Annotated in this window: 21 protein-coding genes; 18 read left to right on the plus strand and 3 right to left on the minus strand. The window is 49.6% G+C overall.

Annotation, left to right across the window (positions count from 1 at the left end):
• Positions 1–108 precede the first annotated feature (108 nt).
• From EDM60_RS01720 to EDM60_RS01745, 6 genes are all read left to right on the plus strand, one after another.
• Positions 109–1,521 carry an MATE family efflux transporter gene (locus tag EDM60_RS01720; RefSeq protein WP_122962422.1) on the plus strand — a complete coding sequence of 471 codons (1,413 nt, stop codon included), beginning with the start codon at positions 109–111 and terminating at the stop codon, positions 1,519–1,521.
• Positions 1,522–1,623: 102 nt separating this feature from the next.
• On the plus strand, positions 1,624–2,373 hold the full coding sequence (locus tag EDM60_RS01725) for a DUF4097 family beta strand repeat-containing protein (protein WP_122962423.1): 750 nt from the start codon (positions 1,624–1,626) through the stop codon (positions 2,371–2,373).
• A 261-nt stretch (positions 2,374–2,634) separates the two neighbouring features.
• Complete coding sequence (locus EDM60_RS01730) at positions 2,635–3,588, plus strand: ABC transporter permease (protein WP_122962424.1); 954 nt, start codon at positions 2,635–2,637, stop codon at positions 3,586–3,588.
• Positions 3,585–4,526 (plus strand): iron chelate uptake ABC transporter family permease subunit, encoded by a 942-nt coding sequence (locus EDM60_RS01735; RefSeq protein WP_063228791.1) that lies wholly within the window; start codon positions 3,585–3,587, stop codon positions 4,524–4,526. The genes EDM60_RS01730 and EDM60_RS01735 overlap by 4 nt, the downstream gene beginning before the upstream one ends.
• Positions 4,523–5,281, plus strand: a complete 759-nt coding sequence (locus EDM60_RS01740) for an iron ABC transporter ATP-binding protein (protein WP_122962425.1) — start codon at positions 4,523–4,525, stop codon at positions 5,279–5,281. Before EDM60_RS01735 ends, EDM60_RS01740 begins: the two co-directional genes overlap by 4 nt.
• Before the next feature lie 114 nt (positions 5,282–5,395).
• Positions 5,396–6,376 carry a siderophore ABC transporter substrate-binding protein gene (locus tag EDM60_RS01745; RefSeq protein WP_122962426.1) on the plus strand — a complete coding sequence of 327 codons (981 nt, stop codon included), beginning with the start codon at positions 5,396–5,398 and terminating at the stop codon, positions 6,374–6,376.
• Between the two features lie 132 nt (positions 6,377–6,508).
• Here the strand turns inward: EDM60_RS01745 and EDM60_RS01750 are convergent, their stop codons facing one another.
• The 3 genes from EDM60_RS01750 to EDM60_RS01760 form a co-directional block, all read right to left on the minus strand.
• A complete protein-coding gene (locus tag EDM60_RS01750) occupies positions 6,509–7,384 on the minus strand; it encodes an ABC transporter ATP-binding protein (RefSeq protein ID WP_122962427.1) in 876 nt (291 codons plus the stop codon).
• Between the two features lie 200 nt (positions 7,385–7,584).
• Entirely contained in the window at positions 7,585–7,884 is a 300-nt protein-coding gene (locus tag EDM60_RS01755) for a YxcD family protein (protein ID WP_122962428.1), read from the minus strand.
• Positions 7,872–8,309 carry a hypothetical protein gene (locus EDM60_RS01760; protein WP_063228796.1) on the minus strand — a complete coding sequence of 146 codons (438 nt, stop codon included), beginning with the start codon at positions 8,307–8,309 and terminating at the stop codon, positions 7,872–7,874. The genes EDM60_RS01755 and EDM60_RS01760 overlap by 13 nt, the downstream gene beginning before the upstream one ends.
• A gap of 257 nt (positions 8,310–8,566) precedes the next feature.
• Between EDM60_RS01760 and EDM60_RS01765 the strand changes: the two genes are divergently transcribed.
• From EDM60_RS01765 to fumC, 12 genes are all read left to right on the plus strand, one after another.
• A complete protein-coding gene (locus EDM60_RS01765; protein ID WP_122962429.1) occupies positions 8,567–8,908 on the plus strand; it encodes a DUF2294 domain-containing protein in 342 nt (113 codons plus the stop codon).
• Positions 8,909–9,207: 299 nt separating this feature from the next.
• Entirely contained in the window at positions 9,208–10,281 is a 1,074-nt protein-coding gene (locus EDM60_RS01770) for an ABC transporter substrate-binding protein (protein WP_122962430.1), read from the plus strand.
• A 78-nt stretch (positions 10,282–10,359) separates the two neighbouring features.
• A complete protein-coding gene (locus EDM60_RS01775) occupies positions 10,360–11,292 on the plus strand; it encodes a nucleoside hydrolase (protein ID WP_122962431.1) in 933 nt (310 codons plus the stop codon).
• A gap of 26 nt (positions 11,293–11,318) precedes the next feature.
• Complete coding sequence (locus EDM60_RS01780; RefSeq protein WP_122962432.1) at positions 11,319–12,140, plus strand: ABC transporter permease; 822 nt, start codon at positions 11,319–11,321, stop codon at positions 12,138–12,140.
• 5 nt (positions 12,141–12,145) lie between these two features.
• Positions 12,146–12,934 (plus strand): ABC transporter permease, encoded by a 789-nt coding sequence (locus EDM60_RS01785; RefSeq protein ID WP_063228801.1) that lies wholly within the window; start codon positions 12,146–12,148, stop codon positions 12,932–12,934.
• Between the two features lie 16 nt (positions 12,935–12,950).
• The gene (locus EDM60_RS01790) at positions 12,951–14,012 is read left to right on the plus strand and encodes an ABC transporter ATP-binding protein (RefSeq protein ID WP_122962433.1); all 1,062 of its coding nucleotides are present in this window, start codon (positions 12,951–12,953) and stop codon (positions 14,010–14,012) included.
• 17 nt (positions 14,013–14,029) lie between these two features.
• A complete protein-coding gene (locus EDM60_RS01795; protein WP_122962434.1) occupies positions 14,030–15,739 on the plus strand; it encodes an adenine deaminase in 1,710 nt (569 codons plus the stop codon).
• Between the two features lie 270 nt (positions 15,740–16,009).
• Complete coding sequence (locus tag EDM60_RS01800) at positions 16,010–16,177, plus strand: DUF1049 domain-containing protein (RefSeq protein WP_122962435.1); 168 nt, start codon at positions 16,010–16,012, stop codon at positions 16,175–16,177.
• A gap of 225 nt (positions 16,178–16,402) precedes the next feature.
• A complete protein-coding gene (locus tag EDM60_RS01805) occupies positions 16,403–17,887 on the plus strand; it encodes a lytic polysaccharide monooxygenase (protein ID WP_122962436.1) in 1,485 nt (494 codons plus the stop codon).
• Positions 17,888–18,055: 168 nt separating this feature from the next.
• The gene (locus tag EDM60_RS01810; RefSeq protein WP_122962437.1) at positions 18,056–19,411 is read left to right on the plus strand and encodes an MATE family efflux transporter; all 1,356 of its coding nucleotides are present in this window, start codon (positions 18,056–18,058) and stop codon (positions 19,409–19,411) included.
• Positions 19,412–19,598: 187 nt separating this feature from the next.
• Positions 19,599–20,276, plus strand: coding sequence for an MgtC/SapB family protein (locus EDM60_RS01815; RefSeq protein ID WP_063228806.1), 678 nt, complete (start codon positions 19,599–19,601; stop codon positions 20,274–20,276).
• 181 nt (positions 20,277–20,457) lie between these two features.
• A complete protein-coding gene (gene fumC / locus EDM60_RS01820; protein WP_122962438.1) occupies positions 20,458–21,846 on the plus strand; it encodes a class II fumarate hydratase in 1,389 nt (462 codons plus the stop codon).
• Positions 21,847–21,988: the final 142 nt, after the last annotated feature.

Here is a 21,988-nt window from a genome sequence, read left to right on the forward strand (position 1 = left end):
TTTTCATAAAGATCTTGTAAAAAGTGTCGAGTTTTCTCCGCGCATTGCGGGTTACGGTGTAAAATGTCGCTATGCATAGAGAGAGGACCAGATGGGATAGGTGAAAGTATGGATATGACAGTAGCCGAGCGGCAAACAGGTCAACAAGATGGCAATGCGTACAATCTGTTCAAGCTGACTTGGCCGATCTTCTTAGAGCTGTTTCTGTTCATGCTGATCGGCATCACGGATACGTTCATGCTGAGCGGCGTTTCTGACGCGGCTGTATCGGCGGTTGGGGCAGCCAACCAATTTATTTTTATCGCCATTTTGATTTTGGAAGTAGCAGGACATGGCGCCTCGATTGTGGTCGCGCAGTATATCGGCTCCAAAAAAATGGTCGATGCAGCGAGAGTCGGAGCGGTTGCGGTCACGTTGAATCTGCTGATCGGCATCGCAATCAGCGTAAGCTTCGTTTTGTTTGGGAATGCACTGCTCGAACGCGTCAATCTGCAAGGGCAAATTTTGCAGATGGCCCAGTCGTATATGATCATCGTCGGGGGAAGCCTGTTTATTCAGGCGATTATCAATACATTGGCAAGTGTCATTCGTACGTATAGCTTTACAAAAGAGAGCATGTATATCTCGCTCGGCATCAATGTGCTGCACGTCATCGGGAACTACTTGCTGATCTTCGGGCACTTTGGTTTTCCGGCATTGGGGGTAGAGGGTGCTGCCATCTCTACGGTATTGAGCAGGGCGCTTGGGCTGCTCGTCTATTTTTGGGCGTTTTACCGTCTGATTGAGGTCAAAGTAGCATTCAAAGACTATGTTACCATCAAATGGACGTACGTCAGCAAAATTTGCAAGGTAGGCATTCCATCTGCGGTTGAGCAAATCATGTACCATGGCTGTCAGGCCGTCTTTTTGTACTATGTGACGTATTTGGGCGCGTCGTCGCTCGCTTCCCGGCAATACGTGCTCAATCTTTCCATGTTTATTTATTTGTTCAGCTTGGCAATCGGCATGGGCACGGCGATTATAACAGGCAGGCTTGTAGGTGCGGGCAGACGCGAAGAAGCGTATAGCCGCGTGTGGAAAAGCTTGCGCTGGGGCTTGCTTTACACCGTTGTAGTCAACACGGTTATCATCATTTTCCGCGAGCCGATCATGGGCTTGTTCACGACTGATCCGGAAATTTTGCGGATCAGCTCGCAAATTATTTTGCTCAGTATTTTGCTGGAAACCGGGCGGGTCTTCAACATTGTGTTGATCAACTCTTTGCGTGCGGCAGGAGACACGCAGTTTCCGGTGTATATGGGCCTGATTTCGATGGTCGGAATCAGTCTGCCGCTAGGTTATGTGCTGGTGTTTCACACCGAATTGGGCTTGGCGGGGGTATGGCTGGCCGTTGCGATCGATGAATGGATACGCGGAGTCATGATGTTTTTCCGCTGGAGGAGCAGGGTATGGGAGCAAAAAGCTCTCGTCGAACCGCTGGAAGGCAACGGCAGCAGGGTAAACGACAGCGCATCCGTCTAGGGACCGATGGAAAACAACTCCAGCGACTGATGCTATCTTGAGGCCGCTCTAGTACAATGATTTCAAGAACAAGCAAGCTTGGATGCATAGAGGGAGATAGAGATGAAGCGTTGGATAGGAGTTGGATTTTTGGTTTTGGCTCTCGGGCTTGCGGGATGCAGCAGCAGTCTGGAGACGGTGGAGGAAAAGCGTCATCTGGACTTGCCAATCGAGTCGATAGAGGCGTTGGAGATCGTTAATCAATCCGGTAATTTGGTTGTAAAAGGAGACGACAAGGCAACCTCGATCCAGGTAGATGCCATCATCGCCAGATCAGCCAATATCAAGCCGGAAGACATCATCGTGACGCTGACCAAGGACGGGAATGTCGCTCATTTGTCCTCCGATGTAGTTGGTCATTTCGGCGTAATGCGTCTGGAGCTGAACGTCGAGGTGACGGTTCCTTCCGCATTGAAGGTAGCGATCACGGACGACTCAGGGGATATTGATGTCTCCAAACTGGCGGGAGCGCTCACGATCAAGGATGATTCGGGTGATATCATCTTGAAAGATGTCACGGGCGAAGTGCAGATCAATGACCAGTCCGGCGATATCAAAATCAACAACGCGACCGCCCTCAAGCTGATCGAGGATGACTCCGGCGATATTTTGCTGGAAGATACCGGGGGCGACGTGGAGATCAAAGATCAGTCGGGTGACATGAAAATTGTGCGTCACAAAGGAAACGTGACGATATCCGATGACAGCGGCGACATCGACATTTACACAGTCAACGGAGACGTGAACATTGTCGAAGACGGCTCTGGCAAGCGCTCGGTGAAAAACGTAAGCGGATCGTATACGTCCAATTAAAAAAAGTGCTGTTGCTATCAGTGGCAACGGCGCTTTTTTGCGTTAGTGATGGACAGCGGAATATTCTCACTTTTTTCAATCCAGAGAAATTTAGTCGACTAATGAAAAAATGCTTTAAACCCGGATAAAGAAGTGCTAATATAACAAAGGAGATGCCAAGTGAGAATGAATCTCTTTATTATTGAGAATGAATCTCCTTCTTACTAAGCATGCTAAAAGCAACGCAGCACTCACGTGAACAAAGAGAAGAGTAGGGAAGCGATGAAAAAAAGATATTTGGTTGTAGCCCTGATTCTGCTTTCGATAGTATCCCTGTTTATTGGCGTAAAGGACATTTCGCCCCTGGAGTTGTTCAATCTCAGCGATGACAAAGTGCAAGTGATGTGGATTAGCCGGATTCCCCGATTGATCAGCATCATCATCGCGGGTATCAGCATGAGCGTGGTTGGTCTGATCATGCAGCAACTGACCCGGAACAAATTCGTGTCGCCGACAACGGCGGGCACCGAAGACTCTGTCCGGTTCGGGATTCTCGTTTCCTTGCTGGTGTTCGTAGATGCTTCGATTTGGGTGAAGCTGCTCGTCGCGTTTGTTTTTGCCTTGCTGGGGACGTTTATCTTCATGAAGATTCTCGACAGGGTGAAATACAAGGATTCGATTTTTATTCCACTGGTCGGGTTGATGTTCGGGAATATCGTCGGTTCGATTACGATGTTCTTCGCTTACAAGCACGATCTCATCCAGAACATGTCGTCCTGGCTGCACGGCGACTTTTCCTCGATCATGAAGGGAAACTACGAATTGCTATACATAAGCATTCCGCTGGTCATTATCGCGTACTTGTTTGCCAACAAGTTTACGATTGCAGGAATGGGCGAAGAGTTCGCGATCAATCTCGGACTGAATTACAAGCAAGTGGTCAATATCGGTTTGGCGATTGTCGCCATGGTTTCATCTGTCGTCATCCTCACGGTAGGGACGATCCCGTTTTTGGGGCTTATTATTCCTAATATTGTGACGCTTTACCTCGGCGACAATCTGAAGAAAAGCCTGTCTCATACCGCTTTGCTGGGAGCAGTGTTTGTCTTGTGCTGTGACATTCTTGGACGCCTGATCATTTTCCCGTATGAAATCTCAATCGGCTTGATGGTCGGAGTAGTGGGCAGCGGTATATTCGTGTACTTACTCATGAGAAGAAAGGCATATGAACGATGAAAGCTAAGATTGGTGTCATGGCGATAGTCGCCGTTGCTCTGATAGCCGTATTCATGCTGATTGATGCGGGCGGCAACTGGGATTACGTGCTTCCCCGAAGGGCCAAGAAAATTATTGCGATCCTGCTAACCGGGTGCATCATTGCGTTCTCGACGATGGTCTTCCAGACGATTACCAACAACCGCATTTTGACGCCCAGCATCATCGGTCTTGATTCCTTGTACATGTTCATTCAGACTCTCGTCATTTTCGTGTTTGGTTCCACGCACATGACGATCATGAATAAAAACGTGAACTTCCTGATCTCGACTGGCTTGATGGTTCTGTTCGCAGGCGTGCTGTACAAATTCCTGTTCAGGCGGGAAGGACAAAACATCTACTTCCTGTTGTTGATTGGCTTGATTTTCGGCACTTTGTTCGGCAGTTTGTCGACGTTCATGCAGGTGCTGATCGATCCGAACGAGTTTCAGGTGGTACAAGACAAAATGTTCGCGAGCTTCAACAACGTGAACACAGATCTGTTGATTCTCAGCTTTGTCCTGGTAATCGCAGTCGGCCTTTACTTTTGGCGCTACGTCAAGTATTTGGATGTGCTGGCACTGGGCCGGGATCAGGCAATCAATCTGGGGATTCCTTACGATTTTGTCGTCAAACGGTTTTTGGTCGTCATCGCGATTCTCGTGTCGATTGCGACAGCGTTGGTTGGGCCTATCACCTTCCTGGGGCTGTTGGTAGCGAATTTGGCTCATCAATATATGAAAACGTACCAGCACAAGTTTTTGCTGGCTGGCTCAGCATTGATCAGCGTAGTGGCTCTGGTAGGCGGTTTGTTGATTGTCGAACGCGTCTTTACGTTCTCGACAACGCTCAGTGTCATCGTCAACTTTATCGGCGGGGTTTACTTCATCTATCTTCTGCTAAAGGAGAATAAAGCGTGATAGAAGTCCGTAACGTCTCAAAACAGTATGGGAACAAAAATGTCGTGGAAAACGTCTCGGTGAAAATTGCCAAAGGGAAAATTACGTCCTTTATCGGTCCGAACGGGGCTGGCAAAAGCACATTGCTGTCCATGATCAGCCGTCTGTTGACGAAGGATCAAGGCGAGGTGCTGATTGAGGGGCAGGAGATTGGACAGTACAAAAGCAACGAGCTGGCCAAAAAAATCTCGATTCTCAAGCAGTCCAACCACATTACGGTGCGCCTGACGATTCGCGAGCTGGTCAGCTTCGGACGCTTTCCGTATTCACAAGGCAATTTGACAAAAGAAGACTGGAAGTACGTAGACGAAGCGATCCGTTATCTGGAGCTTGCGGACATACAGCACAAGTATCTCGACCAACTGAGTGGCGGGCAGCGCCAGCGGGCGTACATCGCCATGGTTGTCGCGCAGAACACGGAGTACGTTCTCCTCGATGAGCCGTTGAACAACCTGGATATGAAACATTCTGTCCAGATCATGAAGGTGCTGCGGCGTCTGGTCGATGAGATGGGCAAAACCGTCGTCATCGTCATTCACGATATCAATTTTGCGTCTGTTTACTCCGATTACATCGTTGCGCTCAAGGACGGAAAAGTCGTGAAGGAAGGCAGCACAGACGAGATCATCCAGCCGCAAACCTTGAAAGATGTTTACGATATGGACATCCACATTGAAGACATCGACGAAAACAAAATCTGCGTGTACTACGCATAGCGCCGCTTTACTTCCTTTCGATAAAATTATTTTGATAGCGTGCAGGGGGTCTTCAAAAACAAGCAAGCTATCAATAATTTTATATATATTAAAATACTTATAGAGGTGAGAAAAATGAACAAAAAAATCCTGATGCTGTTCATGGCCGTACTGTTGGCAGTATTTACAGCGGCATGCGGTTCCGGCTCCAATAGTGCAGCTCCTTCCCAAACTCCGGAAGCGTCCAACGGCGCTGCGAAGGAATCCGAAGAAATCACAATCAAACATAAATTGGGCGAGGCCAAACTGAAGAAAAACCCGCAAAACGTTGTCGTCTTTGACTATGGCGTGCTCGATTCCTTGGACAAACTGGGCATCGAAGTAAAAGGTGTGGCACAATCCAGCATTCCGCCTTATCTGGAGAAATTCAAAGACGCGAAATACACAAACATCGGCAGCCTGAAAGAGCCGGACTTTGAAAAGATCAACGCAATGAAGCCGGATGTCATCTTCATCTCCGGTCGTCAGCAAGACGCTTATGAAGAACTGAACAAAATTGCTCCAACGATCTTCCTCGGTGTAGACACTTCCAAGTACATGGACTCTTTCACAGAGAACATGAAAACGCTCGGAACCATTTTTGGCAAAGAAGCACAAGTAGATGAAGAACTGGCGAAAATCAACGAATCGATCAAGCAACTGAACGAAAAAGCAACAGCAAGCGGCAAAAACGCGCTGATCGTTCTCGTGAACGAAGGCAAGCTGAGCGCTTACGGTCCTGGCTCCCGCTTCGGTATTTTGCATGACGTGTTCGGGTTCGCTGCGGTAGACAAAAACATTGAAGTATCCACCCACGGACAAAGCGTATCCGCTGAGTACGTAGCAGAGAAAAACCCTGACTACCTGTTTGTTGTAGACCGCGGTGTGATTTCTGCGAATGAAGGTGTTTCCGCAGCTGCGAAAGAAGCGGTTGAAAACGACCTCACGAAAAACACTAAAGCATTCAAAAACGGTAACATCATTTACCTCGATGCGAACTACTGGTACTTGTCCGGTGGCGGATTGGTTTCGACTGCAAACATGGCAGACGAAATCTTGAAAGACATCAAGTGGTAACGAAAACAAGCTGATAACAGCAAAGGCAGCCTGGGGAGAAGATCTCTGGGCTGCCTTTTGCCTATATAAAAAAGCCATTCTCATTTACCGTCCATGAGAATGGCTTGATCGTTCGATGCAAGTGATGAGTTACTAGCGAGTGCCGACCAGCTTGCGTTCGTCTTCTTGCACAGCCTGTTGGCTGGATGCAGGCGCGGTACTGGAAGCGGCCTTGTTTTCTGCCGCGTGGCTCAGCTCGTAAGGGAGGCAGAGCGGCACTCCTGTGCGCGGGTCAGTCAAAATGTCAGCTTCGATGTTGAACACTTTGCGCAGCATGTCAGGTGTCATGACTTCGGCAGGAGAGCCCTCGGCGATGACCGTGCCGCGAGAGATGGCTACCATGTGCTGTGCGTAGCGAGTCGCATGGTTCAAATCGTGGACAACCATGACGATCGTACGTTTTTCTTCTTCGTTCAGCTTTTGCAGCAGCTTGAGAACTTCCAGCTGGTGCGCCATGTCGAGGAAGGTTGTCGGCTCATCGAGGAACAGGATGTCGGTTCCTTGCGCCAGAGCCATGGCGATCCAGGCGCGTTGGCGTTGACCGCCGGAGAGCTGGTCGACTGGACGGTCGTAAAAATCGATCATGCCCGTCATGGCAATCGCCCATTGCACGATTTCTTTGTCTTCCTTGGTCAGGGAGCCAAAGCCTTTTTGATGAGGGAAGCGGCCATAGGTAACAAGCTCAGACACGGTCAGGCCATCGGGAGCGGTAGGGTTCTGCGGCAAAATTGCCAGCTGCTTGGCGACTTCCTTTGTTGACTGCTGATGAATAGACTTCCCATCGAGAAATACCTGTCCACCTGTCGGTTTCATAATTCGGGCCAACGTTTTGAGGATGGTCGATTTACCCGAACCGTTTGCGCCGACCAGTGCGGTAATTTTGCCAGAAGGGATGCTGATGTTCAGGTCTTTGACAATGGAAAGCTCGCCGTAACCGATGTCCAGTTTTTGCGTGTATAAGCGTTCCACAATGGGCCAACTCCTTTATAGAAAAGTATGTACATGTATAAGCAAAAAAAGACAATGATAATCATTTTCATTAAAGTATATAACGTAACGAAGGCAATTTCAATACTTGATCAAGGGAAATGCACCCATGTAAAAAGCCAATCTGCCCACTGTGGTGAGCAAACTGGCTTGGGAAGTTCGAGCGGGTAAAGCAAGGGCGACTAGCTTTGGTACGTGACGTGGGCGATGATGCCTTCCTCGTCATCTAATACCAGCTCAATGCCGGCGGAGTAAGGGTTGCGCTGCATTTGCGTTTCCAGATAAAAGCGAATGGCTTCGATCAGGTTGATCTCGATGAACACTTGTTTGCGTTCGTTCGCGTATACTTCAGCGGAGAAGCCGTATTCTTCGTCCCACATCAGTTCGACTTCTACGTTTTGCGGCTGAATCTGTTTTTTGCTCGCCACATGCAGGCAGATGGCGTTAATCAATACTTGTTCGGACAGTGTTATCTTTTCCATGTGTTCAGTTCCTGTTTTTTCGCGCGTTGCGTTTTAAAGTAGACGAAGATTTTGCGAATCAAGACGATCACAGCGACAATCGCCAGCATGTTGATCAAGAAGCCAAAGATCGCTCCCAGTGCCCCCATGTCGCCAAACAGGCTGCCGAACAAAAGTCCAGCCAATCCCCCGACGAGAAGACCTTTCATGAATCCGCCGCTCTTGCTTGGAGCAGCAGTAGCTGGTGTATTGGTTGTCGTATTTTTATTGGTAGATGCATTTACATTGGAATCGGCTTTGTTTGGCGTCTGCGTGTTGGTTGGAGCCGTGTTGGAGTTGAACGATTTTTTGCCGGACTTATAACCTTTTGCGTCGGCATGATCTGTGAATCCTGCGGGAGCGAGTACGAGCATGACGGCGACTAGCATCATGATGAGTTTTTTCATGGTTATGGAGTAGCCCCTCTCTATTCGTGAAGTTACATATAAGTGTACATGAATATATGAGGCTTTTCCACCAAACATTCGGTGAACATTGCTGGATGGAAGAAGCTGTGAAGCGGCACGACAGCAGCAAAGACCGAACGAATATATGACTGAAAAATGTAAAAATGATCTAAATACGAATGTTAGCTTGCTCTAGCCTGAAATCATATGTATAATGGGAAACAACAAATCAGATAACAGCTCTCGCGGGTGATGTCATGAGTTTAGTAGACACGAATGAAACGAGAAAGCAGCTGTCTGCCATTTATAATGAGATAGCAAAAGAGTTGTTCGGATTTGGAACGACTTTGCTGAGAGTGACGATTGAGAATCAGTTGATTACTTTCCACGCCAAGCATCGCCGCTCTCCGCGCTCAGATGCGCTGGAAGGCGAAGCCCCGACTCTGAAGCTGGAAGTCGATTTTCGCATGTCTCTTCTTTATAAGAGGAAGCTGAGAGAACGGCTGGAGGAAGAGATGGGCCTGAAGCTGGAAGCTGTGCTTAGAGACTACGACGCGCCTACGCAGTGGGCGATCACGAATGTAATTGTAAGTGACTAGGAAAATTAAATACCTGAGCCATTCGTTCGGATTTTCTCTTTTGATCTATCTCAAGGGAAGACCGTGAAAATGGTGTGAAACGGGTGTCGCTTCTCTTTGTTTACGAAGAAAAGTGCTCTTGTTTAGAATGTATCGTTCTATTCAAGGGTGCTTTTCTTTTTGTTTTTTGCGCTTCTCATTCGCCTTTTAAGGATGTGGTTGATGAATAATATCGCTTGTTAACGCCTCATTCTATCTATGAACTGCAATGCAATCATTCATTATTTACAAGTTACAAGCTGAACTGGAGGAATCATACAATGAAAAAAATGCTGACAGGAATCCTTTCTGCTTCCATGCTGTCTTTGGTACTCGCAGGCTGTGGCGCAAGCGACAAACCGCAGGAGGGAGCAGCTGGCGAAGCGCCAAAAGGCGAGCCGCAAAAACTGGTTATTTCCACGTGGGGCTTCTCGGAAGACTTTTTCCGCAAAGAAATTTACGAGCCGTTTGAAAAAGAACACAACGTCAAAATCGTGCTGGAAATCGGCAACAACGCCGAGCGTCTGAACAAAGTGCGTCAAGGAAGCTCTGACGTAGACTTGATTTACTTGTCCGATTACTACGCGCAACAAGGGATCGACAGCGGCGCCTTCGAAAAAATCGATCGCAGCCGTATTCCGAACCTGAACGAGATTTACGATATCGCCAAAGCGCCGCTCGGCGAGGAGTATGGCCCGGCGTACACGATCGGACAATTCGGGATTGCTTACAATCCTAAGCTGGTCAAAACCGAGGTCAAGGACTGGAAAGACCTGTGGAATCCAGAGTTGGCGGGCAAGCTGACGCTGCCAAACATCACATCGACGACAGGCCCGATGATCCTCGACAGTGCCTCTGTAGTCGCAGGCAGCAAGGAGTTCAACGAAGATCAGGCGTTTGCCAAAATGAAAGAAGCTAACAAAGGCGTTGTGAAGTATTACGACAAAACTTCCGAGTATGTGAACATGTTTAGCCAGGAAGAAATTGCAGTTGGGCCGATCATGGAAATGTACTTCAAGGATATCCAGGCAGCTGTGCCAGAAGCGGTATTCGTCGCTCCGGAAAGCGGAGGATACGCTGTCATGAACACCGTCAACATCGTAAAAGGCAGCAAAAACAAGCAGCTGGCAGAAGACTTCATCAACTACCAGCTGAGCAAAGAAGTGCAGGAAAAATCAGCGAAAGCAAAAGTGGATTCTCCTGTTAACACCTCCGTGAAGCTGACAGATGAGGAAGCAAAAGGCGTTACTTATGGGGAAGCAACCGTCAACAAACTGCGCAAGCTGGACATGAAATTCGTCAATGAGCATTCCAAAGCGTGGATCGATCGCTGGAATCGCGAAATTACACAATAACGAGCAACCAAACAGGACAAGGGTATAGACGTCGGCGCGGATATACCCTTGTTTTTTTCAAACAGAGGAGGACCACTCGTGGAGCAAAAAATCATTCTTGATGTCGATACCGGAATTGATGACGCGCTGGGAATTATTTTGGCTATCAAGAGCGGTCAATGTGAATTGATCGGCATTACTACCGTGAACGGCAATGTATCTCTTGGCAAGGCTACAGAAAATACATGCAAAATCCTCGATTTGCTGCAAGCAGGCGACAAAATCCCGGTCGTCCGCGGAGCTTCCCAGCCGCTATTGCGTCCGCAGTTTTTCGAGCATCGCATCCATGGCGAGGATGGACTTGGCGGAGCGTTGCGGGATGTACAGGTGCATACGCAGCCAGCAGTTGGCTTTGCACCCGACTTCATTTGCGAGCAGGTGCTGGCTCAGTCCGGCCAGGTGACTCTCGTGATGACCGGGCCGCTGACCAATCTGGCTCTCGCTGTGAAAAAGTGCCCTGAGCTTGTGCAGCACGTCAAGGAAGTCATTTTCATGGGCGGAGTGGTGACTGAATACGGAAATGTGACCCCGGTGGCGGAGTACAACATGTACGTCGATCCGGAAGCAGCGAAAGTCGTCTTTCATGCCGGGTTTCCGCAATTGACATTGGTTGGGCTGGATGTAACACGCAGAGTCCTGCTGAACGAAGAGCATATCGCAGCGTTGGGAGATACGCCCATCGGCCGATATGTGAAGCAAAGCACGTCCGATTATTTGGATCGCTACTTTGAACGAAACGGCATTCGCGCATGCGCCATGCATGATCCGTTGGCGGTCGCGGTCGCGCTCGACCGTTCGCTGGTGCAGACGAAAAAGCTGTACGTCGACATCGAAACGAAAAGCGAGCTTTGCGACGGGCAGACGGTTTGCGACTTTCAAAACCGCCTGAAAAAAGAACCCAACATGAACGTCTGTCTGGACGTAGATGCAGATGCGTTCTTTGCGCGTTTTATCGGCGCATTGAAAGCCTGACGATACCGTGAACAGGAGTTAATTTGATGAGAAAAAAGGGCCTTTATTTATTGCTACTGCCTGGTGTGCTGTTTTTGACGCTGTTCATGGTCATTCCGATTGCAATGACGATTGCGTCGACGTTTTTCCATGAAGGAAGCTTTACGCTGCAAGGCTACATGCAGTTTTTGACGGACAAGTATTTCGTGAAAATTTTGCTGACCACGCTGCAAGTCAGTCTGGTGACGACGATTGCCTGCATTGTGCTCGGATTCCCTGCCGCGTACTACATTTCCAAGCTGGGACCGCGCAAAAAAGGGATTTTGCTGGCGCTGGCCATCTTCCCGCTGCTGACCAGCTCGGTTGTACGCTCGTTCTCCTGGATGATCATTCTCGGCAAAAAAGGCTTGCTGAACAGCTCGCTTCTGTCGATCGGGCTGATCGATAAGCCGCTGGAAATCTTGTATACCCCGACCGCCATGATGATTGGTCTGATTCATTTGTTCTTGCCGCTGATCATCATTACGCTTGTCGGCGTGATGGAAAACATCGATCCCGATTTGATCAAAGCGGCTGAAAGCCTGGGTGCTTCCAAATTTACGGCATTCCGTCAAGTAATTGTCCCACTCAGTGTGCCGGGTCTGATTATCGGAAGCATTCTCGTATTTGTCGGCAGCTTGACTGCTTACACGACTCCTGCGCTGCTCGGCGGGAAGCAACGCGTCATCTCGACGTTCCTTTACCAGAACGCGATTACTTTGAACGACTGGTACATGGCTTCGGTCATTGCCACGATCATGATCGTCATCACATTTGTCGTCATTTTCTTCATGAACAAGCTGGCGACGAAACTAAATCCTAAGGGGTAGAAGCTATGCAGGAGAAAAATCGCGGGTTGGCCCTGTTTACCCTTCTTGTGTTTCTGTTTTTGCTGGGGCCGCTCATCATCATATCCTTTACATCGTTTGAACCGGGAAGCGTCCTGAAATTTCCGCCGGAAGGCTTCTCCCTTCGCTGGTATGAAAACATCTTCAACGTGGAGATGTTCATGACGACGTTCCAGACGTCGATGATCGTGTCCTTGCTGGGCAATCTGCTGGCGCTTTTGCTGGGGATTCCGGCGGCCTATGCGCTGAGCCGCTTCCAGTTTCGCGGCAAAGGGCTGTTGAACGGCATCTTCATCTCGCCTGTGTTGATTCCGGGCATTGTCATGGGTTTTGCCATGCTGAAGTACGTCATCGTCGTCTACCATCTGCCGATTTACGCCGGACTCCTTGTCGGCCATACGGTGCTGATGCTTCCTTTCATTATTCGCGTCATCGCGTCCAGCCTGTCCAATTTCGATTTTGCCATTGAAGAAGCGGCGCTCAGTCTTGGCGCGGGGCGGCTGGAGACATTTTTCAAAGTCGTTTTGCCTAACATTCGCTCCGGGATTATTGCGGCGATTTTGATTGCTTTTCTGGAGTCGTTCAACAACGTGGACATTTCCGTGTTCATGACCGGGCCGGGAGTAAGCACTTTGCCGATCCAGATGCTGACTTACGTCGAGAACAACTTCGACCCGACGATCGCGGCGATCTCGGTTGTGCTCATGATGATTACGGCTATTCTCATGTTCGTCATTGAACGATTGATGGGGCTTTCCTACTTTACAAAACGATAACGGAGGCATCAAACATATGGCATTGCTCGCATTGGAAAACGTATCGGTTGCCTATGACAATCAGTACATTTTGCAAAACTTCAACCTGAACATCGAAAAGGGGCAGCTTATCTCCCTGCTGGGGCCGAGCGGCTGCGGGAAAACAACGACGCTTCGCCTGATCGCGGGCTTTCTCGAAGCGAAGGACGGCCGCTTCTTGTTCGATGGCAAAGATTACACGCGCGTGCCGGTCAACAAGCGCAACTTCGGCTTTGTGTTCCAAAGCTACGCGTTGTTTCCGCACTTGTCTGTGTTCGATAACGTGGCGTTTGGACTCAGGCTGCGCAAGGTGAATGAAGCCGAGGTCAAGCAGCGCGTCTTGCGGATTTTGGAGGTAGTCAGCCTTGGCGGCTTTGAAAAGCGTTTCCCCAAGGAGCTGTCCGGCGGGCAAAGACAGCGTGTGGCGATTGCCCGTGCGCTGGTCATTTCGCCTGACCTGCTTTTGTTCGACGAACCGCTTAGCAACCTCGATGCGAATTTGCGGATCAACATGCGGGTAGAAATCCGCCGCATTCAACAAGAACTGGGCATCACGACGGTATACGTCTCGCATGACCAGGAAGAATGCTTTTCCATCTCGGATCAGGTAGCGATCATGAACAAAGGCATTATCGAGCAACTGGACGATCCGGCTACGATTTTCAAATATCCAAAAACCGAGTTTATTGCTCGCTTCATCGGCTTTACCAACTTTATCGACTTCGCCGAGCGCTCCGAAACAAACGGAGAGATCGGACTGCGTGTGGGCGGACACGAGTTTGTTGCGGCCAAAAACCCAGGAACAGCCAGCCCAATGAGCAAAAAATGCGCCATGCGTCCGGACGATCTGCTGGTGACAACCGAAGAGGCTGATCAGGCGGGGATGAATCGTCTGCATGGCAGTGTCAAAGTCAGCACGTTTTTGGGGCGCAGTTATCAGTATGTCGTGGAAACAGAGCTGGGCGATTTTACCGTCAACCAGGAGATGGAGACCCCTTATCGGAGCGGCCAAAAGGTCAATCTGCTGTTCCCGAAAGACAAAATGGTGCTCGTGGACTAAAGACAGGAGGGCTTTTCGTGAAGGTTGATTTATTGATCCAAAATGTTCAAGTGTTTAACAGCTACTTCAAAACGTTTCGCAAAGGCAATGTCGCTGTGTTGGACGGGCGTTTTCTCTACGTGGGCGAGCGCAACAGCGAAACGTTTGAAGCGGGCGAGACGATAGATGGTCAAGGCCGCTACATGATCCCCGGCCTGATTGACATTCATTTGCACATCGAGAGCACAATGGTGACGCCCGAGACATTTTCCTACGGCTTGATCCAAAACGGCGTGACGACGATTGTGCCGGAGCCGCACGAGATGGCGAATGTGTTCGGGATCGAAGGAATCAAAGAGATGATTCGCGTAAGCAAAGATTGCGTAGTCGACATGAAATACGCGATCCCCAGCTCCGTGCCGGCAACTTCGATGGAAACAACGGGAGGTTCCGTGGAAATTGCCGATATGGATGAGCTGCTTGCTTCCTGCGAGATCATTTGCATGGGCGAGATCATGAACTATGTCGATATCATCCGCGATGAGAACTGCAAGACCAACCAAATTTTGCAGCACATTCGCAAAATGTACCCGACTCTGGTGATTGAGGGACATGTGCCCAAGCTGCTCGATCTGGACCTGCATCGCGTCATTTACGCAGGGGTGGACTCCGACCATACGCATCAGACGCCGGAAGGCATGGAAGCGCGCATAGCAGCGGGCATGTTTTTGGAGATCCAGGAAAAATCGATGACAGAAGAAGTCATGGACTATTTGATCAAGGAAGATGTTTCCGAGCATTTTTGTTTTGTGACGGACGACGTCATGACCGACTCGTTGTTCAAGCGCGGCCACCTGAACCATCTTGTGAAAAAGGCGATCAGCATGGGGATGCAGCCTGAGCGAGCTATCTACGCCAGCACGTTCACCCCGGCAAGACGCATGAATATGACGGATCGCGGAGCCATTGCTCCGGGCAAGATCGCCGATTTTGTGCTCGTATCCGATTTGCGCGAACTGAACATCGAGCAGGTCTACAAAAACGGCAAGAAAGCGTACGACGTTCGCGAAGAGTACCGCCAGGTCGTGCATACGAAGCAGTTCCCAGCGCATTTTTACGAAAGCATCAAGCTTGCCCCGCTTTCGGAAAGCGACTTCCAGGTAGCTTCTACTGCACCAGACAATCGCTATCCGTGCCGGGTGATGCTCGTACAAAACGGCTCCACTTTTACAGAGGATCATCGCGGGATCGTCGAGGTGCGGGAAGGGCAAGTATGCTGGGAGGAAAGCCCGTACGGACTGATTGCGGTGTTTGAACGCTACGGCAAAAACGGCAACCGCGGCTACGGATTGATCAGCGGCGACACGATCAAGCGCGGGGCGATCGCAACCAGCTACTCGCACGATAACCACAATTTGCTCGTCGTTGGTCACAATCCGCACGACATGATGGTGGCTGCGAATGAAGTCATCCGTAATCAGGGCGGCTTCTGTGTGGTGGAGGACGGCAAGGTGCTGGCGAACCTGAACTTGCCGGTCGGCGGCATTTTGACCGAGGAACCGCTGGAAAAGACAGCAAAAGAAGTCGAGCAGCTTCGCCGCGCGATGGAATCGCTTGGCTACGACCATTACAACCCGATCATGTCGATCAGCACGCATTCGTTGCCAGTGAGTCCGGCTTTGAAGCTGACCGATCTGGGGTTGATTGATGTAAACGCCGGGAAGGTAGTGCCGTTGCTGTTGATGTAAAAGTAAATAACACTGCTCAAGTGCCGAACAAGCTACTTGCTGAGGAGATTAATCATCAGTGAGTAGCTTGTTTTTAATAGCAATTAGCACGCTCAGTCTCCATCACCACCAGGAGTTCCGACATACACCGGAGAAGCCAACGAACTTGCCAATAACAAAGAGATAACGCGCTAGGTAGTAATGTTTTTCGGAAAATTCCTCCTGCTTTCGATTCCTTTTGTAAATTAATGTATACTATTGAAAAAATGGTTAATTGGGAGGGGGCTCGAAATGGAGGTCTTATTATTAACAGGAATCATGATAATTGGACTTGTTTTGGTATTTGCAAGTTTTTTCACAAAGGTTTTTAACAAAAACAACAATTCTAGTAATGATTTGCAGTCACAAATCAATCAACTAAAAAAGGAAATAGCCTATTTGAAGAAAGAAGAGAAATAATTTTTAAGAATCATCAACAAAGTATCCCCTAACGTTTTCCTTGAGAATGATCAAATATTCCTAACATGTAGATAAACAAAAGGAAGTACATAGGAACACACTCCTGAATCATCTCCATATTTTCTTGCTGGAATTAGTTTGGATTGGGTATTCAGAACCTGTGCTACTGGAAAAATTTTCTGTAACATGGTATTCGATCCTAATCCAGAAAAGAGGAGATAATACATGGATAACGTAGGGTTGAGAAACAATCTGTGCAGGAAAGGGCTGGCGCTTCTGTTCATGCTGGCAATGATGCTGGTGGCGGGCGCAGCTACTCTCGTGTTTGCTGAAAAAGCTTCGGCTCACGGGTACATCGAATCGCCAGCGAGTCGCTCTTACTTGTGCAAGACAGGGCAAAACAAAGGCTGCGGTCAAATCCAGTACGAACCGCAAAGCGTGGAGGGCATCGGCTCGTTCCCGCAATCCGGTCCTGCCGATGGTGAATTTACTGGTGCAGGCCGCTATCCTGAGCTTTACGCACAAACAGCAGATCGTTGGAGCAAGGTTACCTTGCAGGGTGGACAAAATACATTTACTTGGAAGCTGACAGCCCCGCATAGCACGGCGGAGTGGAAATATTACATCACGAAAAAAGACTGGAATCCTGACAAGCCGCTTGCCAGAGCGGATCTGGAGCTGTTCTGCTCGTTCCAGGACGGAGGGAAAAGGCCGCCATTCACGGTAACGCATTCGTGCAATGTACCGACAGATCGCAGCGGCTACCACATTATTTTGGGTGTTTGGGAGATTGCCGATACGGGCATGGCGTTTTATCAGGCGATTGACGTGAATCTGATTAACGATGGAACGGGTGGCGAGCAACAGCCAACTGTTCCGGGCAATGTGACTTCCGTATCGCAGACAGCTACAAGCATTGAGCTTAGCTGGAGCAATTCTGTAGCCTCTAATGGAATCAAGCAGTACGATGTGTATCGCGATGGACAAAAAATCGCATCCACCAAGGAAACTGCATACACGGACAAAGGCTTGACGCCTGCTACCGCTTACACCTACACCGTCGTGGCAGTGGATACCAGAGGAAAAGAGTCCAAGCCAAGCAAGGCACTGACTGTTCGCACAAAAGCGGAAGATATCGTGGATACGGAAGCACCGACCGCACCAACAGGTATCATGTCTCATCACCAGACAGAGACGGTGATTGATCTGATGTGGAGCCCTTCCCGGGACAATGTTGGAGTCGTGAAATATAAGGTTTACCGTGATGGCACACAAGTAGGGACAGTTGACCAGCCCTCCTTTGTCGATAAACAATTAACCCCGGGAACGTCGTATACGTATAAGATCAAAGCCGTGGATGCGGCAGGAAATGTTTCCGAAGCGAGCGCACCATTTGCCGTCAGTACGAAGAAGAAGAGTCCGGAAGTACCGGGTGAAATTGCTGCGTGGGATTCCTCTGCTGTCTATGTACAGGGTGATCGTGTCATCTACAACGGATTGGAATACGTAGCGAAATGGTGGGTAACAGGCGAGCGGCCGGATCGTTCCGATGCATGGAAGCTGGTAAGCGATGCCGTACTGTCATGGGATGCAGGCAAAGCCTATGAGGGCGGGGCAAAAGTGAGCTACGAAGACCAGGTTTACAAGGCAAAATGGTGGACAAAAGGCGAAGAGCCAGGAAAATCCGCTGTATGGGATCTCGCTGAATAATGTTGCAAAGCCCGGGTGAACAGCCTGGGCTTTGTTTTTTATGTACTGCCATTATTTTGCCGATTCCTGCTTGTTTTGTTATACTTATAATTTAAGAGATAAACAGTTCTCTGTTACATCGGTGCATGATTGTTTTCCCATCTTATAAGGTTAGAAGGAAACGAAAAAATGAATGAAACCTATTCGCTAAAAGAAAAATGGCGACAGTTTTTGACTGTATTGCTTCCTATCTTGATATCGCAACTGGCGCTGTTTTCCATGACGTTCGCCGATACGATTATGTCAGGGCATGCGAGTCCGACAGATTTGGCGGGTGTAGCGATTGGGGCGAGTCTGTGGACACCTGTTCAAGCAGGCTTGACCGGGATTTTGATGGCGGTCATGCCAATGGTTGCACAGATGGTTGGGGCAGGGAAACGAGATCAGGTGCCTTATACCGTGATGCAAGCCTTGTATTTGAGTGTAGCGATTGCAGTTGGTGTCATGATCGTCGGCGGTTTGCTGCTTGATCCGATCCTGAACTGGATGCAACTGGAGCCGGAGGTGAGCACGATTGCGCGTGGCTTCCTGCATGCAATTGGCCTCGGAATTATTCCGATGTTCCTCTATACTGTGCTCCGTTGCTTTATCGACGCATTGGGACAGACACGGGTAACGATGTTCATTACCTTGCTATCTTTACCCATTAACGTGCTATTGAACTACGCATTTATTTTTGGTCATTTTGGCTTGCCTCGACTGGGGGGAATCGGTGCCGGGTACGCTTCTGCCATTACGTATTGGTGTATCCTGCTCATTAGTCTGGTCGTCGTGAATCGCGTCCACCCTTTTGTCGAATTTGGCATGTTCTCTACATTTTATCGCATTTCCATGAAGGCATGGAAAGAGCTGCTGAAGCTCGGGCTGCCTATCGGATTTTCCATCTTCTGCGAGGTCAGCATTTTTGCTGCCGTCACATTGTTCATGAGTGAATACAGCACGATTACGATTGCGGCGCATCAGGCAGCGATGAACTTCGCGTCATTCCTGTACATGGTGCCACTGAGCATATCCATGGCGTTGACGATCGTCGTCGGCTTTGAGGTCGGAGCCAAAAGGTTTCAGGACGCGAAGCAGTACAGTTATTTGGGCATAGGGATTGCGCTTGGCATCGCCCTGATGTTTGGGGTCAGCTTGCTGATGTTTAGCAAGCAAGTAGCCGGTTTCTACACGACGGACATAGAGGTGTTGGAGCTTGCCCAGCATTTCTTGATGTACTCGATCCTTTTCCTGATCTCTGATGCTGTCGCTGCCCCGATCCAAGGGGTGCTGCGCGGGTACAAGGATGTGACCGTTCCCTTTATCGTAGCGCTGGTATCCTACTGGGTGATTGGCTTGCCTTTGGGATATATCCTGGCGAAGTTCACTTCGCTCGCCGCATTTGGCTACTGGATTGGTCTGATCACGGGATTGGCTGCCGGAGCCATCTTCCTTTTTGGACGTCTGCTGTCGTTACAAAAACGCATGATTCGCAGTCATTCATAAAGCAAAAGCGAAGCGGAAAATCCCTGGCGAGGGGGTTTTCCGCTTTTTGCATGAAGACAGAGGGGCCGGATTACAATAGGAGCAGCAGATGAAAAATTTCTCTCCTATTTTTCAGGGAGAGCGTATATACTTTCTAATAGAGTGATGGAAGAAAAGCTGACATTAAACGAGAGGGGAGGAGAAACGAATGGCTTATGATTTTTTGATGAAGCTGGGGATTGCGATGTTTCTGGGCTTGCTGATCGGGATGGACAGACAGTTGAAGCACAAGCCGCTTGGCGTGAAGACAAGCATGGTCATATCGGTGGCGAGCTGCTTGATTACGATTGTTTCGATTGAGTCTGTCCATCGGTTCTCCTTGCCTGGGCACACCAATATGGACCCGTTGCGACTTGCTGCACAAATTGTCAGCGGGGTCGGTTTTCTCGGCGCCGGCGTCATTTTGCGCAGAAGCAACGATGTGATTTCCGGGCTGACGACAGCTTCCATGGTCTGGGCGGCTTCCGGACTGGGTATTGCGGTGGGAGCAGGCTTTTACTTTGAGGCTGTGACCGCGACAGTCCTGATCATTTTGGCGATCAACCTGTTTCCGCTCATCCTCAAATGGGTCGGACCCGAATCTTTGCGGCAACGAGATTTGTCGATCAAGATCGTGGTCGAGAGCGGCGGCGATCTGGATGGCATTTTCAAGCAGATCAAGCACATCGACCTGCAGGTGAAGCGGGTCAAGGTCAAGGACCTGGAGAACGGACTGCAAAAGCTGGAGATGATGATTACCGCTTCGGAGAATACATATACGACTGATATTTACAGCTTGCTGAAAGCTGTGGATCACGTGATGTCCGTCGAGGTAGAAAGCAGATAAGCACTTGGACAAGAACCGCAGTTTGCCACACAAGAGGCGCTGCGGTTTTTTATATACACTTCTCCTCTTGATAACAAGAATGAAAATCATTATCATTTTAATTGAATACGTCTGCCTTTATTCCAAAAGGGAAGAAGTGGACATGATAAAAGAGGCAATCATTCATAGAGGAGGATGCGAGATGGAATTTCGTATTGAAAAAGACACGTTGGGTGAAATGAAAGTGCCTGCCGACAAGCTGTGGGGGGCGCAAACGCAGCGCAGCTTCCAAAACTTCGAGATCGGTGAAGAAAAAATGCCGCTGGAAGTTGTCCGCATGTTTGCCATTCTGAAAAGAAGCGCAGCTTTGGCTAACCAAAAGCTGGGCAAGCTGGATGCGGAAAAGGCCGAAGCGATCGTGGCAGCAGCAGACGAAGTCATCGCAGGAAAATGGAACGAGCATTTCCCGTTGGTTGTCTGGCAAACGGGAAGCGGCACCCAGTCCAACATGAACGTCAACGAAGTCATCGCGCACCGCGCCAACCAACTGCTGGAGGCAAAAGGCAGCAGCGCGCGCATTCACGCCAACGACGATGTGAACAAATCGCAAAGCTCCAACGATACGTTCCCGACTGCCATGCACATGGCTGGATTGGTCGCTGTCGAGGATCAAGTTTTGCCTGCACTCGCCCTGCTGAAACAGACGCTGAAAGAAAAGAGCGAAGCATACATAGACATCATCAAAATCGGCCGGACTCACTTGCAGGATGCTACCCCGCTGACACTCGGTCAGGAAATCAGCGGCTGGGTGCGCATGCTGGAAAAAACGGAGAAAATGATCAAGGAAAGCAACGAGTATTTGCGCGAACTGGCGATTGGCGGTACCGCGGTTGGAACAGGCATCAACGCACATCCGCGCTTCGGTGAGATGGTCGCTGCGGAAATCAGTGAAGCGACCAACAAAAAGTTTGTCACGGCGGAAAATAAATTCCACGCGCTGACCAGCCACGATGAGCTGGTGCATGTACATGGCGCGTTGAAGGCACTGGCAGCCGACTTGATGAAGATCGCCAATGACGTCAGATGGCTGGCGAGCGGCCCGCGCTGCGGCATCGGTGAAATCGTGATCCCTGCCAATGAGCCGGGCAGCTCCATCATGCCAGGAAAAGTGAACCCGACGCAAAGCGAAGCGATCACGATGGTAGCTTGCCAAGTCATGGGCAACGATGCCGCTATCGGTTTTGCCGCTAGTCAAGGCAACTTCGAGCTGAACGTGTTCAAGCCGGTTATCATCTACAATTTCCTGCAATCCGCACGTCTGCTTGCAGACTCGATCAAGTCGTTCAACGACCATTGCGCGGTAGGCATTGAGCCGAACCTTGCTGTTATCAAGGAGAACCTGAACAACTCGCTGATGCTGGTAACGGCGCTCAACCCGCATATCGGCTATGAAAATGCGGCAGCGGTAGCGAAACTGGCGCACAAGGAAGGCATTACGCTCAAGGAAGCAGCGATCAAGAGCAACCTTTTGACAGAGGAGCAATTCGACGCGGTAGTGCGTCCTGAGCAAATGATTCATCCAAAAGAATAGAAAGCAGTCGGAAGCTTGCGCACGCCAGTGTGTGAGTCGACTGATCCAGCCGATGGCGCGAGTGCCGTCGGCTTTTTTGTTTGGGAAGGCGTGTAGAAGCGGGCGAACTCGCTCCAGGACTTGCGATTTTCGCCGAGCATTT

The sequence above is a fragment of the Brevibacillus parabrevis genome (genome assembly GCF_003710905.1).
Lineage (GTDB): Bacteria > Bacillota > Bacilli > Brevibacillales > Brevibacillaceae > Brevibacillus > Brevibacillus parabrevis.

Excerpts from the sequence above, each read along its gene's own strand:
- EDM60_RS01730 (WP_122962424.1), top strand. The coding sequence starts at position 2,635 with ATGAAAAAAAGATATTTGGTTGTAGCCCTGATTCTGCTTTCGATAGTA.
- EDM60_RS01760 (WP_063228796.1), bottom strand. The coding sequence starts at position 8,309 with ATGAAAAAACTCATCATGATGCTAGTCGCCGTCATGCTCGTACTCGCT.
- EDM60_RS01765 (WP_122962429.1), top strand. The coding sequence starts at position 8,567 with ATGAGTTTAGTAGACACGAATGAAACGAGAAAGCAGCTGTCTGCCATT.
- EDM60_RS01725 (WP_122962423.1), top strand. The coding sequence starts at position 1,624 with ATGAAGCGTTGGATAGGAGTTGGATTTTTGGTTTTGGCTCTCGGGCTT.
- EDM60_RS01735 (WP_063228791.1), top strand. The coding sequence starts at position 3,585 with ATGAAAGCTAAGATTGGTGTCATGGCGATAGTCGCCGTTGCTCTGATA.
- EDM60_RS01800 (WP_122962435.1), top strand. The coding sequence starts at position 16,010 with ATGGAGGTCTTATTATTAACAGGAATCATGATAATTGGACTTGTTTTG.
- EDM60_RS01745 (WP_122962426.1), top strand. The coding sequence starts at position 5,396 with ATGAACAAAAAAATCCTGATGCTGTTCATGGCCGTACTGTTGGCAGTA.
- EDM60_RS01805 (WP_122962436.1), top strand. The coding sequence starts at position 16,403 with ATGGATAACGTAGGGTTGAGAAACAATCTGTGCAGGAAAGGGCTGGCG.
- EDM60_RS01720 (WP_122962422.1), top strand. The coding sequence starts at position 109 with ATGGATATGACAGTAGCCGAGCGGCAAACAGGTCAACAAGATGGCAAT.
- EDM60_RS01780 (WP_122962432.1), top strand. The coding sequence starts at position 11,319 with ATGAGAAAAAAGGGCCTTTATTTATTGCTACTGCCTGGTGTGCTGTTT.
- EDM60_RS01815 (WP_063228806.1), top strand. The coding sequence starts at position 19,599 with ATGGCTTATGATTTTTTGATGAAGCTGGGGATTGCGATGTTTCTGGGC.
- EDM60_RS01790 (WP_122962433.1), top strand. The coding sequence starts at position 12,951 with ATGGCATTGCTCGCATTGGAAAACGTATCGGTTGCCTATGACAATCAG.
- EDM60_RS01755 (WP_122962428.1), bottom strand. The coding sequence starts at position 7,884 with ATGGAAAAGATAACACTGTCCGAACAAGTATTGATTAACGCCATCTGC.
- EDM60_RS01770 (WP_122962430.1), top strand. The coding sequence starts at position 9,208 with ATGAAAAAAATGCTGACAGGAATCCTTTCTGCTTCCATGCTGTCTTTG.
- EDM60_RS01810 (WP_122962437.1), top strand. The coding sequence starts at position 18,056 with ATGAATGAAACCTATTCGCTAAAAGAAAAATGGCGACAGTTTTTGACT.
- EDM60_RS01785 (WP_063228801.1), top strand. The coding sequence starts at position 12,146 with ATGCAGGAGAAAAATCGCGGGTTGGCCCTGTTTACCCTTCTTGTGTTT.
- fumC (WP_122962438.1), top strand. The coding sequence starts at position 20,458 with ATGGAATTTCGTATTGAAAAAGACACGTTGGGTGAAATGAAAGTGCCT.